This is a genomic window from Dyella terrae, assembly GCF_004322705.1.
Taxonomy (GTDB): domain Bacteria; phylum Pseudomonadota; class Gammaproteobacteria; order Xanthomonadales; family Rhodanobacteraceae; genus Dyella_D; species Dyella_D terrae.
Genome location: NZ_SIZZ01000002.1, coordinates 495,881 through 511,877 on the forward strand (window position 1 = coordinate 495,881; position 15,997 = coordinate 511,877).

The window sequence follows — 15,997 nt, forward strand, 5'->3', positions numbered from 1 at the left end:
ACTTCGCCTCATCGACCAGACACCCAGAAAGACGGATCTCATGAAAATCACCGATATCCAGTTCGGCATGTTGCGCGTACCGCTGAAGACGCCGTTCAAGACGGCGCTGCGCACGGTGAGCAAGGTCGAAGACATCATCGTGATGGTGCATACGGACACCGGGAACATCGGTTACGGCGAAGCGCCCGCGACCGCGGTCATCACGGGCGATACGCACGGCTCCATTGTCGATGCCATTCGCCATTACATCTCGCCGCGCCTGATCGGCCAGGACATCTCTAACCTCAACCGCATCACGCAGTTGATCCAGAGTTCGATGGAGAAGAACACCAGCGCCAAGGCGGCGGTGGAGATCGCCATCTACGACCTGTGGGGCCAGCTCTACAACGCGCCGCTGTACAAGCTGCTCGGCGGTGGCGACCCGGTGATCACCACCGACATCACCATCAGCGTCGATTACATCGACAAGATGGTGGCCGATTCGGTGAGTGCCGTAGAGCGCGGCTTCGAGTCGCTCAAGATCAAGGTGGGCAAGGACATCGGCGTCGATATCGAACGGGTGAAGGCGATCTATGCCGCCGTTGAAGATCGCGCGCTGCTGCGCCTCGATGCCAATCAGGGCTGGACCGCCAAGCAAGCCGTGTATGCCTTGCAGACGCTCGAAGACGCGGGCGTGCGCCTGGAGCTGGTCGAGCAGCCGGTGAAGGCGCGCGACCTCGAAGGCATGCGTTATGTGACTGAGCGCGTGCATACGCCGGTGATGGCCGACGAGAGCGTGTTCGGGCCGATGGAAGTGATTGACCTGATCCGCATGCGCGCGGCGGACATCATCAACATCAAGCTCATGAAAACCGGTGGCATCTCCAATGCCATCCGCATCGCCGATATCGCCTCGATGTACGGCATCGAGTGCATGATCGGCTGCATGCTGGAGTCGAGCATCAGCGTATCGGCGGCGGTGCACGTCGCCGTGGCCAAGGCCAATGTGATCACCAAGATTGACCTCGATGGTCCTTCGCTTTGCCAGTTCAATCCCATCGACGGCGGCGTGATCTTCAATGAATCGGAAATCACCATCACGGATGCGCCAGGCCTGGGCGTGCGTGAAATCCGCGATCTCGAGCGCATCTGATCATGACGGCACTGGTCAAGATCCGTTCCGAACGCGACCAGATGTCCGCGGTGGAGCGGCGCATCGCCGACTTCATCCTGGAGAATGCCCAGCTGCTGCGCGACTACTCGTCGCAGCAGCTGGCCAATGCGCTGGGCATCAGCCAGTCCAGCGTGGTGAAGTTCACGCAGAAGCTCGGTTTCAAGGGCTATCCCGACCTGAAGTACGCCGTCGGCGAAGCTATGGCACGTGCCGACAATGGCGATGCGGCCGTGGTCGTGGCGCAGCACGACGGGGATGCCACTGAAAGTGGCAGCGGCCTGTGGCGACGCAAGTCCGAAGCGGAGGAGGCGACGCGATTGATCAATCCGTCGGAGACGCTGGATGCCGCGACGCATGCGATTGCCGCCGCAGGCAAGGTTTTCGTCGTGGGGCTTGGCGAGGACGATATTCCCGCGCGCGCTTTCACTTTCAAGTTGTCGATGCTGGGCATGCTCGTCCTGCACAGTTTCGACATGGCACGCATGACGGCCAGCGTTTCCGGGGCCGAATCGGGCGATGTGCTGGTGGTGTTCTCCGAGCACGGGAATCATCCGGCCCTGTGCAAGATCGCGCGGCAGTTTCGCGACCGCCGCGGCCGTGTGGTGACGGTCACCCGCCATACGTCCAATCCCGTGCGCGCTCTGGCCGATATCGCACTGCTGGTGTCCGCGCACGACGAGCGCGAGTACATCCAGTCGCTGGTTTATCAGTCGGCCCTGCAGCATCTGCTGGACGGCATCTTCATCCATCTGTGCGAGAACGACGAGAAGCGCCATGCCGCGCTGATGGCCAATCTCGAACGCATCCAGTTGCTGCACGAACCTTGAGTCCACCATGTCCCAGCCGCCGCGCTCCACGTTTCGTAGTGTCCTGACCTGGTTGTGCGTAAGCGGCATCCTGCTTGCCGCCGCCTGCGCCCAGTCCGCCACGCCGGTTCCCGAAGCCGCCGCCTGGCATCACGCGGGGCAGGTGATCGTGGTGACGACGCCGGACTGGAATGCCGACCATGGCACGATGCGCACCTTCGAGCGGCGCAGCGGACGATGGGTGGCCACCGCCGACGCCGTGCCGGTGATGGTGGGTCGCGCCGGTTCGGCATGGGGGCTGGGTTTGCAGCCTGTGCAAAAGGATGGGCCGCAGAAAAAGGAAGGCGATGGTCGTGCGACGGCGGGCGTCTTTCACATTGGCGACGCATTCGGATACAGCGCGACTTTTCCCACGGCCATGAGCTATCGCGGCCTACAGGTGAGTGACTACTGCGTCGACGTCGACGGGTCGCCGCTCTACAACACGATTGTGGATGCCAGGAAGGTTGGCGACGCCGCCGTCAAGGGATCGACCGAGCCGATGCGCCGCGATCTTCACGCCAACGGCGACACGCGCTACAAGCTGGGTTTTGTCATCGAGCAGAATCCGGCCAACAAGGCAGGTTCGGGCTCCTGCATCTTTGCGCACCTTTACCGCACGCCCACCGAATCCACGGCCGGTTGCACCGCCATGAGCGAAGACGTCATGCGTCGGATACTTGGCTGGCTGAAGCCCGAGGAGCATCCGGTGTTTGTGCTGATGCCTCAGCGCCAATACAACACCCTCGCCGAAGCCTGGTCGCTGCCCACGTGGGACGGTCGTCCATGAGTGCCACCTCGCGTGTGCTGGCAGGGCTTGCCCTCGGTGCGGTGGCAGGTCTGGCGCTCGATGCCTGGGATAGCGGCATCGCCGTCCAGGTGGCCGATGTGGTCCAGCCGTTTGGTCGCCTTTGGCTCAACGCCCTCCAGATGACCGTCGTGCCGCTCGTGCTGGCGCTCATTGTCGTCGGCGTGAATACCGCCACCGATGCGGCGGCTTCCGGACGCGTCGCGCGTCGTGCCATCGGGGTCTTCATCGTCCTCCTGGTCGTCGGTGCGCTGTTTGCGGCGCTGGCTGCGCCCCTGGTATTCAACCTGTTTCCGCGCAGTCCGGCGCTCGCCGACGCCCTTGGTCGTGCGGTCGCCGGGTCGACGGCGAATGTGCCTGCGGTGAGCTGGTCCGAGTGGCTCAATGGCGTGGTGCCGAGCAATGCACTGATGGCTGCGGCGCAGAGCGCAATGCTTCCCCTGGTGGTCTTTGCACTGTTTTTCGGCTTTGCCATCACGCGCATCGATGACAAGCGTCGCGCCTTGATCGTCGAGTTTTTCCAGGCCATCGCCGAAGCGATGATCGTCATCGTGCGCTGGGTCCTGCTGGTCGCGCCGCTGGGCGTGTTTGCGCTGATCCTGTCGGTCTGCGCTCGCGCGGGGCTGCACATGCTCGGCGCGCTCGGTATCTATGTGCTGGTGGAATGCCTGCTTTACCTGTCGGTCACGGCCATGATGCTGCCGGTGGCGGTCATCTGGGGAGGTGAGCACGTGCGTCGCTATGTGGCTGCACTCGTGCCTGCGCAGATCGTTGCCGCCAGCACGCAGTCATCGCTGGCCTCGCTTCCGGCGATGATCGAAAGCGCGGGACAGCGTCTGGGTTATCCGCCTCACGTCACGGCCCTGGTCCTGCCGATGGCCGTCAGTCTCTTTCGGCTGACCAGTCCGGTGCAGTACGTCACGTCGGCGTGTTTCATCGCCTGGGCGTTTGGCATGCATCTTGGACCGGGCCCCCTGGTGACGGGTGCCCTGCTGGCCGTGGTCATCAGCCTGGGCTCGGTGGGTCTGCCGGGCGCCGTCAGCTTCATGGCAACCAATTTGCCGGTGGCGCAAGCCATGGGCGTGCCGGTGGGCCCGCTGGGTTTGATGCTGGCGGTCGATACCTTGCCTGACGCGTTGGCCACGCTCGGCAACGTCACGGGGGACATCACGGCAACCAGCGTGGTGGCACGTCAATCCAGGGCAGATGGCGCATGAGCAAAGTGGTGGATATCGATGCGGTGGTGATCGGCGCAGGCATGGCCGGTGCATCGGTGGCGTATTTCCTGGCACCGCATGTGCAGGTGCTGGTGCTCGAGCGTGAAGAGCACGCGGGCTTTCATTCCACTGGCCGTTCGGCGGCGCTGTTCTCCGAAACCTATGGGTCCGCGCAGGTGCGTGCGCTCAGTCGTGCGACGCGTCCGTTTCTTGATCGTCCGCCGGCAGGCTTTGCGCAGCACCCGATCCTGACGCCCCGAGGCACGGTCATCATCGGTAATGATGCGCAGGAGGTCGATGTGCACGCCATGTTCGATGCCATGCGGGGCCTCACGCACGATCTGGCGCTGTGGACGACGAAGCAGGTGCTCGATGCCGTGCCCGTCGTGCGGCCTGAAGCTGCGCGCATTGGCTTGTACGAACCGGGCGCAGCCGACATCGATGTGCACGAACTGCACCAGGGATTCCTCCGCGGACTCAAGGCGCGCGGCGGACAGCTGCGCACCCAGGTACACATCCAGTCGATCGAGCGCGGTCCGGGGCATTGGTATATCGACACAGGCGACACCGTGTACCGCACGCCACTGCTGCTGAATGCGGCCGGTGCCTGGGTGGATCAGGTGGCATCGATGGCAGGCGTAGCGCCCCTGTGCATCGAGCCGCGGCGACGCTCGGCGTTCCTGTTCGAAGGACCGCAAGGGATCGATGCATCGCGCTGGCCGTTTGTCATCGGCGCCGACGAGAGCTTCTACTTCAAGCCTGATGCGGGGCTGCTGCTCGGATCGGCCGCCAATGCCGATCCCGTGTTGCCGCACGATGTGCAGCCCGAAGAACTGGACATTGCCATGGGCATCCATCGCATCGAAGAGGCCACGACGATGACGATTCGTCGCCCGACGCGAACCTGGGCCGGCCTGCGTTCGTTCGTGCCGGACGGTGACCTGGTGGGCGGTTTCGCCAAGGACGCACCCGGGTTCTTCTGGGTGGCGGCCCAGGGAGGGTATGGCATCCAGACCAGTGCCGCGATGGGTGAAGCCTGCGCTTCACTCGCGCTTGGTCATGGTTTGCCGACTCACCTTGAGGACTCCGGTTTACAGGCGGGCATGCTGGCACCGCGCAACTGACCGGCTTCTACGCACCTGGCGCGCGAATCGCCGGGTGCAGCGCAAGCGATGTTCATCCCAGCTCAACGTCTGCTTCATGCGGCGCGCATCCTGGCGCCGTAGATTCCCCATGCACGTGCGGTCCGCCAGGTTGGCTGCGGACGACCTGCTTCTGGAATCGCCCATGCACCTTGCTCCCAGTCACGCCCCTTCGCGATCTTTTGGGGTGACCCCGTTCGTGCCGTATGTGGCGCTGGAGGCATCGCGGCCGACGGGCGTTGGCAACGCAATGGACGGTTCCCTGCTTGAGTTCAGGCTTCCCCCGTGGAGCAAACGCATGACGTCGCCGCCGGCCGCCCAGGGGGAGGGGTGGCTGTCGCCTTTGTGGAAGCGGGTGGCGGCCATCGGATCGTTCCGCGCACGTTCGTCGGGTCTGCCTGACCGCGGCCGGCGAGCCCTATCGAACGAGCGGGCTCCCCAGGGTGACGTTGGGCCCCTGCACAGCACGTCGTCCCTACCGCGGGTTGACGATCGGCTTGATCGCGCGGCACCGGCTGGCGCAAGGCAGGTGCCGCATGCCGGCGCCGAGCGACTAATCACGAAGCAGCAATCGGAGGTGTTGCTCTGGATCGAACTGGCGGAGCAGCAGGTCGATGAGTATTTCGGATCCCTCGAACCCGTGGAGCGGCAACGGTATCTCGCCCTGGCGCGAAGGCCCGCGTTACCCGATCCTTTGGGGCCTGAGTTAAAGCGCATTGAAACCATGCTTTGCGCTCATTTGAAGATCAGCTCGCTGGGCGGTTACTGGGTCCATACCCGTCTACCGGGAGAGGCCGCCAAGTCCAGCGGGATCACGCATTTCTTCGTGGGCATGGGAGTGCCAACCAAGCCTTCGGGTGTCGCCACCGTCAGCCTCGCCGATTTCATCCGGCACGGCGTTGATGCGACCTTGCCATTGAGGGGCGGGACCGCCGAGCTCTTTTTCTCGCAATCCTGGATCAATGGTGACCCGACCGGCGCGCGCGGTTCCTTGCTTGATCTGCGAGCCGTGGTTGACGCCGTTCGCGAGTTCGATCCGGGTGGCTTGTTGGATGGCTGGGTCGAGCGTCAGTTGGGCGGGCGACGTCGTGAGGAAGGCCTTTGGCCGGTATTTCGACAGGAGGTCAGGGATCAGTTCGAACTTGCGTTGCTCGAAGCGCAGCGCAGCGAGGCGATCACGCTGCGCGACGTCGCGCTGATTACCCGCCAGGTGCTTTCATCAAGTGCGGGCGAGGGCGCTCATCCCATCTGGCGTCAGGTAGTCGTGCATCTGGGTGGTGATGAATTCGACATCCCCGGCTGCCTCTTCGACATCGTCGATGAGCATGGCCTGCTTCGTCAGTTCGTCTACCTTCCGGGGTGCCAGGATGGCGAGCTGCAGCTGAGTGCTGGTGGTGATGAACTTGCACAAACCATCACGGATGCGTTGAGGAACGACCTTCGCGCCGGGCGCGCCAACTGGATGCTGGATCTGCTTTCCGAGCAAGACCGGCAGGCGGTGATGAGCGCCGTAAAAAGGCAGCCGGTGAACGAAGCCGGACTCAATCCGCTCGCCAAGGTGCTCTATGACTGGCTCGGTCGCGACAATGCGTTGAAGCAGGTCAGTGTCACGATTCGATCGCCGCCTGACGAACCCGTGCCGCTACTCGAATTTCTTGCCAGTGCGAGAGCCAAGCGATTGCGCGATGACGCCCGTCATGCGTTCAAGAGCAACGGAATGGCAACCTGGGAGCGTTCGCAGCAGATTCTTGGCGCTTTGGGCAAGGAAGTGCTGAGCATTCTGACGCTCTCGGTGCCGGGTAACGTGGTCTTTCCTGGACGCAACTACATCTTCATGGGGGCGATGGCGTGGAACCTCCGGCAGCTCACTTACGATGCAACGTTGTCGAAGTGGCAGGACGTCGTGCAGAGCGTCACTGATCTCGTCGACTTTGTCGTGGCGTCCAAAGGGACGGCTTATTTGGGTCGCCTGGGGTTTCGCAGGAGCCTGCCGGTGGGACTGCATGTCGGTCGAGGCGCCAATGGTCGGCTGGTGGTGTGGGCCGAGAACGATCTGGCGCGCTATAGCGAATCGATATTGCCTGCCGGTAGCACGCCGCTGGGTGAAGGTCTGTGGAGGACGGGGCGAGACGTGCGCGCCATGGTCCTCGCATCGGATGGCCAGGTCCGCTATGCCAAGGTGATGGACGAGCAGGGGCAGTACCGGCTTGTCCATGCGTCGCTTGGCGGCATCGCGCCGCTGCTTCGGCGCGGTGGTGATGGGTTTTGGCGGCTGCATGTCGATGACGCTGCGGGATTGAGCGAGGCTCGTCTTTTGCGTCGCATGTTGCATCCGGAGCTGCGGGATCTGACCGACGCGGATCTCGAACATGTGGTTTCTGCCAGCGGCACATCCCGCGCAACGTTGGAAGCCGTCTGGAGGGGTGAGCGGATGGCGCCGGCAGGCCTCGCCGAGGCGGTCATATCGGCCGCGGATCGCCTCCTTGCACGCTCCCTGGGCACGCGCCTGGCGTCATCGCACTACGGGGCGCTGGAGCCGCGCGCCGAATACGTTGTCATGGCGCGACTGGCTGATATGGCCGAGTGCGAGTTGCATGTGGTCGATCGTCACAGTGACGACTCGCCGATCCAGTTCCTGCCCTTTGGCTGGGACCGGCGGGGCGACTTTTTGCCAGTGGTCAGGGTGGTTCGTGAAGGACCCTGGCGATACCGCGCCTACGCTGACATGCTCGGCCCTTCCGTCGAGCCGGAGGACTCGCTCTTCCAGAGCGTGATCCGTGCGCGGGAAAAGGTGGCGGTGCATCGGGCGATCACGTGGCCAACCCATATGTCGCGCACGCAAAGCGCGGCGTGGCTGCGACATCAAACTGCGCAGTGGTTTACCGATCCCGCCAACCGGGGCAATGTGCTGGCGGCCTTGCATCATCGCGCGCGGCGCCGCAAGGAGGTGCCTCTGGGCGAAGGCGACCTGAGGCCTGTTGACTACGGGCCATTCATCGGAGGCTATCCGGAAGCGCGAGTTGAAGCCCGTCGACGCCATCCGGAATTGCGGGAAGAGGTTCTGGTTGAGCTGGTCAAGCGTTGGCCGGAACATCCCTCGGGCGCCTTGTCGCCTGAGGTGATTGCCTGGCTGGATGCCGTCAGTGCTGAGCGTCGGGAAGCGCTGGCGTGGATGGCCATTCAATCGGTGGATGGCCTTGGCATGACACTCCGGGCCGAGGCGCTCTTTATCGAAACGGTGCGGCAGCTTCCCGGGTATCCCGCCGACCTGAGTGTGGCCGTCCGCGACGCTCAAGGACGACTGCTGCGGGCGTGGGGTAACGCCCAGGCGGAGCCCGGTATCACGATCGTGCGGCACTCTGAACGCGGTGGCTCCTATACCTACCAGGCGCAGATGCCGGGAAACGATCGGGTCGATCCGATGCGACGGCAGCATAGTCTTGCCTCGGTGATGCTGCAGGGGATGGACGATGGCGCGCGTGGTGCCCTGGGTTTGCCGATCAATGACGCCTCGGCACTTCAGCGCCGCATCGCGGCGCACGTGCCTCGAATTCGCCTCGATGCGACAACGCCGGTGGAACTATTCGATCCGGTGCCCACTGCCGAACAACTTCGGACGTTTCGCATGCGGAACGCTATCGCCGCCTCGGTGGCAGAGGCCGACGGCATCCATCGTTGGAAGGGAGGCAACTTTGTCATCATGGGCGGTCACTCCTATCGCGTACTGAGGGATGCGGAAGCGAGTGAGGCGGGTGACGCCATCTGGCGAATCGTCCACGACGAGGGGCGTGCAGCGGATGTCGAGTATCCGCGCGATGCGAGCCCGTCGAATGTGGCGATCCACCGCGTCTACGGCGATTGGCGGCTGGCTGGAGCGGCCCATCTATGGTCGCCGGAGCTGTCGCCGCACGTGATGCATATGCGCGTTCGAGCGCACCGCGTTCTGGTCAAGCTCAACCGCGCATCGATTCGGCAACCTGAGGCGCGCTTCTATTCAATCGGTGCCCGCACGTATGTGCGGGCAGGTAGCGAGGATGGCGGAGACTTCTTCAGCGTCCGACTGCCTGAGCAGGACGGCGTCATCGAAATCCTCAATCAAAGTCGATCGGGCGAAGTGCGAAGCCACTCGTATCTTCAGTATGTCGACGGCCGTTGGCGCGAGTACCTCGGACCGGTTCCCGACGAATTCATCGGCGAAAGCAGGGTGGGCCAGCTGTCGACGGAAGCGCTGGGCAATCTCCGGATGATGGAGAGGGAACGCCACTTTGTTGGCGTGATCAATGTCCACACCAGGCGCATCGATATAGCGCCTTCCTATGTGATGGGCAAACCGGGTGTGTTGGTCGAGCGTCGATTACCCGATGGCATGGTGTATCACGTTGGGCCCAGTGCGAACCCCGTGCCCATGCCGATTTCGGAATTTCATGTGATTGGTCGCATCGATGGCGAATTGCGCGATACACCGGGTCACCAGGTGCTTGCCAAGATGATGGGGCAGCCGCTGGAAAACTTCGGGGGATTCAGTGGCTACCTGTCAGCCCAGCGCGTGGTGCGATTGAAGTTCACCTCCTGGTCGCTCAATCCGCGTCATCAGCCTTGCAGCCTGGGGCAATGCCTCGGAGAGGCAGGCGATCGGCCCGGCTCCAATGTGCTTCCTGGGTTCCTTCGCATTCCGATCATCATGCAGTTCCGCGCGGCGGGTTACGAAGTTTTGGGCTAGGTGCAGCACATCTGCCACGACATCTTTGGATGGCCCGGTGCCGGCGTCGTTGTTGAGGCCGTCGTCGCTCAGCCAGTCACTTTCACACGAGGTACAGTCATTTTGATCAACGCGACACAAGAGCTATTCGGCCCTTTACGCTCCGGGTTCGTTCGGGCGGATGCTTCCGCCACATCTTCGGAAGATGGAAAGCCTTCTCATGTCGGCAATACCTCAACGACCGTTGCCTTGCCGCCCAGACAGCCGGCTTTCCGAAGCGCTGGGCATGAAGGCGCGGCATCGTCATCCCGTGGCGCGGATGTCAGCGCAGAGCTGAAGTCCCTGTGGGGTGACTTGTGTGCCAGCAAAGACAATGAAGCGGCGTTGCTGGAAGAGTTCGTGGCGAAGTACGTGGAAGGCGACATCAAATCCGACCTTTTCAGTCGCATGACGCTGTCGGCCTTGATGACATCGTTGACGGGTCTGGAGTGGGGTGCAGACACCGTACGTGCACTGGACGACCTCGAGCGCTATGCCATCCCACCGGAGGCGCGTAACCCGAGGCAGCAATGTTCGATGCACCTGCGTCCGAGGCTCATTCACTGGCTCTACGGCATGCTGAAAGTGCAGGGTGGTGGCCACGCGCGTCGTCGCTGGCTGGAGGGCGTTGCGCCGTCAGCGGTTCGGCATTGGGTTGCGTCGCAGCCTGGGCATCATCAGGCAGCGCCGCCGCGCGCGAGGGGCGTGGCACCTTCCTGGGTGGGTCAGTGCAAGGCAGCGGGACTTGGTTGGCTGCTGTTTAGCTCAGAGATGCGCATGGGACGCTAAGCGGATGGGGCTTTCGCCCGGATCGGGTGCAAGCCTGGTCCGGGTCGGCACGAAGGTGCGTGCCAGCCCGATCCGCATCAGCGGCTGCCCGACATCCCGCATTTGGCCGGCTATACTGGGGTCCCCACCCCCTGCGGCCAGCGGCCGCAAGCCTGCGGACGTCCCCATGCTGCTGATGATCGACAACTACGACTCCTTCACGTTCAACCTCGTCCAGTACCTGGGTGAGCTGGGTCAGGACGTGAAGGTGGTGCGCAACGATGCGCTGGATCTGGCGGGTATTCGGGCGCTGCGGCCCTCGCACATCATGATCTCGCCGGGGCCGGGCACGCCCAACGATGCCGGCGTTTCCCTGCAGGTGCTGACCGAGCTGGCCGGGGAAATCCCGGTGTTCGGCGTATGCCTGGGCCACCAGGCGATCGGGCAGGCGTTCGGCGGCAAGGTCATTCGTGCCAAGCAGATCATGCACGGCAAGACGTCGCCGGTGCGCCATCGCGGGCAGGGCGTGTTCGCTGGCTTGCCGGATCCTTTCGAGGCGACGCGTTATCACTCGCTGGTGGTGGAGCAGGGTTCCCTGCCGGATTGCCTGGAAGTGACGGCGTGGACGGAGAACGCCGATGGCTCCATCGACGAGATCATGGGCCTGCGCCATAAGACGCTTCCGATCGAAGGCGTGCAGTTCCATCCCGAGTCGATCCTGACGCAGCATGGCCATGACCTGCTGCGCAACTTCCTTGGCCAGCCACTGAAGCTGGCGGCATGAGCGCGCAGGGTCGCAACATCACGATCACGCCGCAGGAAGCGCTGCAGCGAACGATCGAACATCGCGAAATCTTTCACGATGAAATGATCGAACTGATGCGTCAGATCATGCGCGGCGAAGTCAGCCCGCTGATGACGGCGGCGATCATCACCGGCCTGCGCGTGAAGAAGGAAACCGTGGGCGAGATCACCGGCGCGGCGCGCGTGATGCGCGAGCTGTCGGCCAAGGTGGATGCGCCGCACCACGCGCATTTCCTGGACATCGTCGGCACCGGTGGTGACGGCGCGTCGAGCTTCAATATTTCCACGGCATCGATGTTTGTCGCGGCTGCCGGCGGAGCGCGTATCGCCAAGCATGGCGGCCGCAGCGTGTCGTCGAAGTCGGGCAGCGCCGACGTGCTGGAGGCACTCGGTGCCGTGATCGACTTGCAGCCGGCGCAGGTGGCGCAGTGCATGGTTGATACGGATATCGGCTTCATGTTCGCGCCCAACCATCATCCGGCGATGAAGGTTGTTGCGCCCGTGCGCAAGGAAATGGGCGTGCGCACGCTGTTCAACATCCTTGGCCCGCTGACCAACCCGGCGGGCGCGCCGAACATCCTCATGGGCGTATTCCATCCGGATCTCGTCGGCATCCAGGTCCGTGTGCTTCAGCAGCTTGGCGCCAAGCACGCCATGGTGGTGTGGGGACGCGATGGCATGGACGAGATTTCGCTGGGGGCGGCCACCCTGGTGGGCGAGCTGCGCAACGGCGAAGTGCGTGAATATGAAGTGGAGCCGGAGGATTTCGGCCTGTCCATGGCCTCCAGTCGCAACCTGCGCGTGGAGAATGCCGGGGAGTCCCGCGCCATGCTCATGGAAGCGCTGGAAGGCCGTCGCGGCGTGCCGCACGATATCGTTTGCCTGAACGCGGGCGCTGCCCTGTACACCGCCGATGTCGTCTCTTCCATTGCCGAGGGTATCGAGCTGGCGCGAAACACCATTGCCAGCGGCGCGGCTCGTGCAAAAATGGACGCATTCGTGGCGGCGACCCGCCGCCTGGCGGAAAACTGAAGCCGGTGCCCGCAGGGCAGCACTGACGGTATAACTTAGGCGCACGGTGCGCCCACTGGATTCAAAACATGACCGACATCCTGCAACGCATCCTGGCCCGCAAGACCGAGGAAATCGCCGAGCGCAGCATCCGCCTGCCGCTGTCGGAGCTTTCGGCTCGCGTGGCCGACATGCCGGAGACCCGCGGCTTCGCGGCCGCCATCGAGGCGAAGATCGACGCGGGCCTTCCGGCCGTGATCGCCGAGGTGAAAAAGGCTAGTCCGAGCAAGGGCATCATTCGCCCGGATTTCCATCCGGCCGACATCGCGCGCAGCTACGAGAAGGCCGGTGCCGCGTGCCTGTCCGTGCTCACCGACAAGGACTTCTTCCATGGCAGCGAGGACTTCCTGCGCCAGGCGCGCGAAGCCTGTTCATTGCCCGTGCTGCGCAAGGATTTCGTGATCGACCCTTACCAGGTGTACGAGGCGCGCGCGATTGGCGCCGATTGCATCCTGCTGATCGTCGCGGCCCTGGGCGATGCGACGTTGCTGGAGCTGTCACTGCTGGCCGCCGACCTCGATCTGGACGTGCTGTGCGAAGTGCATGACGCAGAAGAACTGGAGCGCGCGCTTGCGCTACCGGTGCCGCTGGTGGGCGTGAACAACCGCAACCTGCGCACGTTCGAAACCACACTGGACACGTCCATCGAGCTGCAGAGCCTGATGGAGTACGACCGCATCCTGGTGAGTGAATCGGGTATCCACACTCCCGAGGACGTCGAGCGACTGCGCGATGCCGGCATCAATGCCTTCCTCGTCGGCGAAGCGTTCATGCGTGCCGCTGATCCGGGTGCCGAGCTGCATAAGTTGTTCGCCACGACGTAAGCCATGAGTACAGGGGACGATTCAATGGAGGCGTCGACTGAGGTCGGCGCGACACCGTGCGGTCCGCGTACGGTGTTGTTCGATTTCGATGGCGTGATTTTTCGCGGCGACGCATTCAGCGTGTTCGTGCGCGAGCGTTACGCGGGCACATTTTTCCGCCGGCTCCTGTTGCTTCCGGCCTTGCCGTGGATGCTGCTCACCTGGCCGATTTCCTGGCGCATTCCGGTGCGTACGCTGGTGCACGTGGCGTTGCTTGGCTTCAGTGACAAGCGCTACGCCGCGACGGCACGCGCGTTCGGCGCGAATCTGGTGCGTCGTCCCAACCAGTTTCACCGCGATGCCTTGCAGGCGTTGCGCCGCCACCAGGCGGAGGGTGATCGCGTCGTCGTTGTGACGGGCTGCGAGCTGCATGTGGTGACTTCCATCCTCACCGAGCTGGGCCTGCCCGACGTGGAAGTGCTGGCCTCGGAGTTCCGTCCGGGCCTGCTCGGCATGCGCGTGAAGCTGCACAACATAGGCCGTCGCAAGGTGCAGAAACTGCATGCGGCGGGTATCAAGGAATGGCACCTGGCTTACAGCGATTCTTTCGCCGATATCCCGATGCTCAAGCCGGCAGCGGAGGCCGTGCTGGTCAACGGCACACCCAAGTTGTGTAAGAAGATTGAGCGTGCGCTGGGCCGGACGGTAAGTCGCGTCGACTGGTACTAACGGCCTTAGCTGATCAGCGTCCTGATCAGCTGAAACACGCTGATCCCCGAAATCAGCAGCCCCACCGCCAGCATCACCACTTTTTCCGGCAGATGCTTCACCAGCCACGCCGCGAAGGGTGCGGCCACGACGCCGCCGGTCAGGAGACCCAGGACGATCGTCCAGTGATCGATGCCGATGTGTGCGATCAGGGTGGCGGAGACGCAGATCGTGACCACGAATTCGGCGGCATTGACGGAGCCGATGGTGCCGCGCACGGCCCCACCGCGAGCGATGAGCGTGCTGGTCGCGAGCGGGCCCCAGCCCCCGCCGCCGATGGCGTCGAGCAGACCGGCGACGAAGCCCAGCACGCCGGGGTGGTGGACTTGATGCCGCGTCAGGCGTCGGCCGAAGGCGCGCAGTAGCACCATGACGCCGAGGATGAGCAGGTAGGCATTGACGTAGGGCCGGATCACCTCACCCGGGATGCGCGCAAGCACCGTGGCGCCCAGCACGCCACCGATGGCGCCGGGGATGGCGAGGCGCCAGAACAGTTTCCAGCGGACGTTGCCAAACCACGCATGTGACGCGCCGGAGGCGCCTGTGGTCACGACCTCTGCAGTGTGCACGGTGGCGCTGGCCACGGCGGGGGGAAGGCCGATGGCGAGCAGGATGGAGTTGGAAACCAGCCCGTAGGCCATGCCCAGGGCGCCATCGACCAGTTGGGCCAGCAGGCCGACCATGGCGAAGGTGAAAAACTCGGACCACTCCATGCACTGCTTCCCTTCAAACGGAAGGCGAAGCTAGGCCTTTGGGGGTAAAGGGCATGTTAGGGGCGGCGGCGCGTGGGCCCGAAGCCACTTGCGTCGCATTTAAGAAAGTGTTTACGTAAGCACTTACACAAATCACGGACGTCCCCATGTACCTGTCCTCCCTTTCCGAACTGGCCTTCGGCAGCCGCCTCAAGGCGCTGAGCGATCACTTCTACCTGGCCGCTGACGAGGTCTACCGCGCCTGCGGTGCCGATATCGAATCGCGCTGGTTCCCCGTGCTTCGCTATCTGTGGGAGAGCGGCCCCAGCGCAGTGGGAGACGTCGCCGCAGCCATTGGCCAGACCCATTCGGCCGTGAGCCAGCTGGCTGACAAGCTTGAGAAGCAGGACATGGTGCGCCGGCTGCGCGATCCGGACGACGGCCGCCGCAGCGTGCTGGCGCTGACGGACAAGGCGGTGAAGGCGCTCGGTACGCTGGGGCCCATCTGGAGCGCGATCCGCCGCGGCGTCGTGGCGTCCCTGGGTGAGGAAGGCACGCGCTTGCTGGCTACGCTGGCCGCCTGCGAGAAGGCGCTGGCCGAGCGTCCGATCGTGCCAGCCATCCTGGCCGAGTATGCGCAGCTCAATGAAGCGCCGGTCGAGATCGTGGCCTACCAGCCGGAACTGGCGCCGGACTTCTATCGCCTCAACGCGCACTGGCTGCAGAAGTACTTCCAGATCGAGGACATCGACCGGGAGATGCTCGGCAACCCCGGACGCTACGTGATCGAGCCCGGAGGCGCGGTGTTCTTCGCGCGCAAAGGCGGTGAGGTGGTCGGGACGGTAGCGCTGCTGCGTGAGTCCCCCGGGGTGTACGAGCTGTCCAAGATGTGCGTGGACGAACTGTTCCAGGGCCTTGGCGTGGGGCGAAAGTTGCTTGATGCGGCCATCGCTGAATACCACCGCCGCGGTGGGACGACGCTGTTCCTTGAGTCGAACAGCCGCCTGAAGACGGCGCTCAACATGTACGAAAAGGCCGGCTTCGTGTTCCAGCCCGCGATCCGGCCAGGCTCGCATTACGCGCGCGCGGACGTGTACATGATTTACCAGCCCGACGCAGTCAGGGCGGCCTGACGCCAGATGCGACAAACCCGGCCGAAGCCGGGTTTGGCGTGCGTACTTCGCGGGC

At 63.8% G+C, this 15,997-nt stretch carries 13 protein-coding genes; 12 read left to right on the top strand and 1 reads right to left on the bottom strand.

Going from position 1 to position 15,997, the window contains the following annotated elements:
- Positions 1-40: 40 nt before the first annotated feature.
- The 11 genes from EYV96_RS13045 to EYV96_RS13095 all read left to right on the top strand — a co-directional run bounded on the left by EYV96_RS13045 (position 41) and on the right by EYV96_RS13095 (position 14,078).
- Complete coding sequence (locus EYV96_RS13045) at positions 41-1,132, top strand: dipeptide epimerase (RefSeq protein WP_131151977.1); 1,092 nt, start codon at positions 41-43, stop codon at positions 1,130-1,132.
- Between the two features lie 2 nt (positions 1,133-1,134).
- A complete protein-coding gene (locus EYV96_RS13050) occupies positions 1,135-1,980 on the top strand; it encodes a MurR/RpiR family transcriptional regulator (RefSeq protein ID WP_131151978.1) in 846 nt (281 codons plus the stop codon).
- A gap of 7 nt (positions 1,981-1,987) precedes the next feature.
- Positions 1,988-2,788: a L,D-transpeptidase family protein gene (locus EYV96_RS13055; protein ID WP_131151979.1), complete on the top strand. Its 801-nt coding sequence runs from the start codon at positions 1,988-1,990 to the stop codon at positions 2,786-2,788.
- Positions 2,785-4,023, top strand: a complete 1,239-nt coding sequence (locus EYV96_RS13060; protein WP_131151980.1) for a dicarboxylate/amino acid:cation symporter — start codon at positions 2,785-2,787, stop codon at positions 4,021-4,023. The genes EYV96_RS13055 and EYV96_RS13060 overlap by 4 nt, the downstream gene beginning before the upstream one ends.
- The gene (locus EYV96_RS13065; RefSeq protein WP_131151981.1) at positions 4,020-5,147 is read left to right on the top strand and encodes an NAD(P)/FAD-dependent oxidoreductase; all 1,128 of its coding nucleotides are present in this window, start codon (positions 4,020-4,022) and stop codon (positions 5,145-5,147) included. Before EYV96_RS13060 ends, EYV96_RS13065 begins: the two co-directional genes overlap by 4 nt.
- Before the next feature lie 595 nt (positions 5,148-5,742).
- Positions 5,743-9,885: a dermonecrotic toxin domain-containing protein gene (locus EYV96_RS13070; RefSeq protein ID WP_131151982.1), complete on the top strand. Its 4,143-nt coding sequence runs from the start codon at positions 5,743-5,745 to the stop codon at positions 9,883-9,885.
- Positions 9,886-10,692, top strand: coding sequence for a hypothetical protein (locus EYV96_RS13075; protein ID WP_131151983.1), 807 nt, complete (start codon positions 9,886-9,888; stop codon positions 10,690-10,692).
- 166 nt (positions 10,693-10,858) lie between these two features.
- Positions 10,859-11,455 carry an anthranilate synthase component II gene (locus tag EYV96_RS13080; protein ID WP_131151984.1) on the top strand — a complete coding sequence of 199 codons (597 nt, stop codon included), beginning with the start codon at positions 10,859-10,861 and terminating at the stop codon, positions 11,453-11,455.
- A gap of 17 nt (positions 11,456-11,472) precedes the next feature.
- Positions 11,473-12,507: an anthranilate phosphoribosyltransferase gene (gene trpD, locus EYV96_RS13085; protein WP_205746178.1), complete on the top strand. Its 1,035-nt coding sequence runs from the start codon at positions 11,473-11,475 to the stop codon at positions 12,505-12,507.
- A gap of 68 nt (positions 12,508-12,575) precedes the next feature.
- On the top strand, positions 12,576-13,370 hold the full coding sequence (gene trpC / locus EYV96_RS13090) for an indole-3-glycerol phosphate synthase TrpC (RefSeq protein ID WP_131151986.1): 795 nt from the start codon (positions 12,576-12,578) through the stop codon (positions 13,368-13,370).
- Between the two features lie 3 nt (positions 13,371-13,373).
- Positions 13,374-14,078 (top strand): haloacid dehalogenase-like hydrolase, encoded by a 705-nt coding sequence (locus EYV96_RS13095; protein WP_131151987.1) that lies wholly within the window; start codon positions 13,374-13,376, stop codon positions 14,076-14,078.
- A gap of 5 nt (positions 14,079-14,083) precedes the next feature.
- Here EYV96_RS13095 and EYV96_RS13100 read toward each other — a convergent pair whose 3' ends face one another.
- Positions 14,084-14,800 carry a sulfite exporter TauE/SafE family protein gene (locus EYV96_RS13100; RefSeq protein ID WP_425478738.1) on the bottom strand — a complete coding sequence of 239 codons (717 nt, stop codon included), beginning with the start codon at positions 14,798-14,800 and terminating at the stop codon, positions 14,084-14,086.
- Between the two features lie 176 nt (positions 14,801-14,976).
- Between EYV96_RS13100 and EYV96_RS13105 the strand changes: the two genes are divergently transcribed.
- Positions 14,977-15,942, top strand: coding sequence for a bifunctional helix-turn-helix transcriptional regulator/GNAT family N-acetyltransferase (locus EYV96_RS13105; RefSeq protein ID WP_131151989.1), 966 nt, complete (start codon positions 14,977-14,979; stop codon positions 15,940-15,942).
- Positions 15,943-15,997: the final 55 nt, after the last annotated feature.

Bases quoted from the DNA above. Each gene is read 5' to 3' on its own strand.
- EYV96_RS13080 (WP_131151984.1), top strand. From the start codon at position 10,859: ATGCTGCTGATGATCGACAACTACGACTCCTTCACGTTCAACCTCGTC.
- EYV96_RS13105 (WP_131151989.1), top strand. From the start codon at position 14,977: ATGTACCTGTCCTCCCTTTCCGAACTGGCCTTCGGCAGCCGCCTCAAG.
- EYV96_RS13100 (WP_425478738.1), bottom strand. From the start codon at position 14,800: ATGGTCGGCCTGCTGGCCCAACTGGTCGATGGCGCCCTGGGCATGGCC.
- EYV96_RS13050 (WP_131151978.1), top strand. From the start codon at position 1,135: ATGACGGCACTGGTCAAGATCCGTTCCGAACGCGACCAGATGTCCGCG.
- EYV96_RS13065 (WP_131151981.1), top strand. From the start codon at position 4,020: ATGAGCAAAGTGGTGGATATCGATGCGGTGGTGATCGGCGCAGGCATG.
- EYV96_RS13045 (WP_131151977.1), top strand. From the start codon at position 41: ATGAAAATCACCGATATCCAGTTCGGCATGTTGCGCGTACCGCTGAAG.
- trpC (WP_131151986.1), top strand. From the start codon at position 12,576: ATGACCGACATCCTGCAACGCATCCTGGCCCGCAAGACCGAGGAAATC.
- EYV96_RS13060 (WP_131151980.1), top strand. From the start codon at position 2,785: ATGAGTGCCACCTCGCGTGTGCTGGCAGGGCTTGCCCTCGGTGCGGTG.
- EYV96_RS13095 (WP_131151987.1), top strand. From the start codon at position 13,374: ATGAGTACAGGGGACGATTCAATGGAGGCGTCGACTGAGGTCGGCGCG.
- EYV96_RS13055 (WP_131151979.1), top strand. From the start codon at position 1,988: ATGTCCCAGCCGCCGCGCTCCACGTTTCGTAGTGTCCTGACCTGGTTG.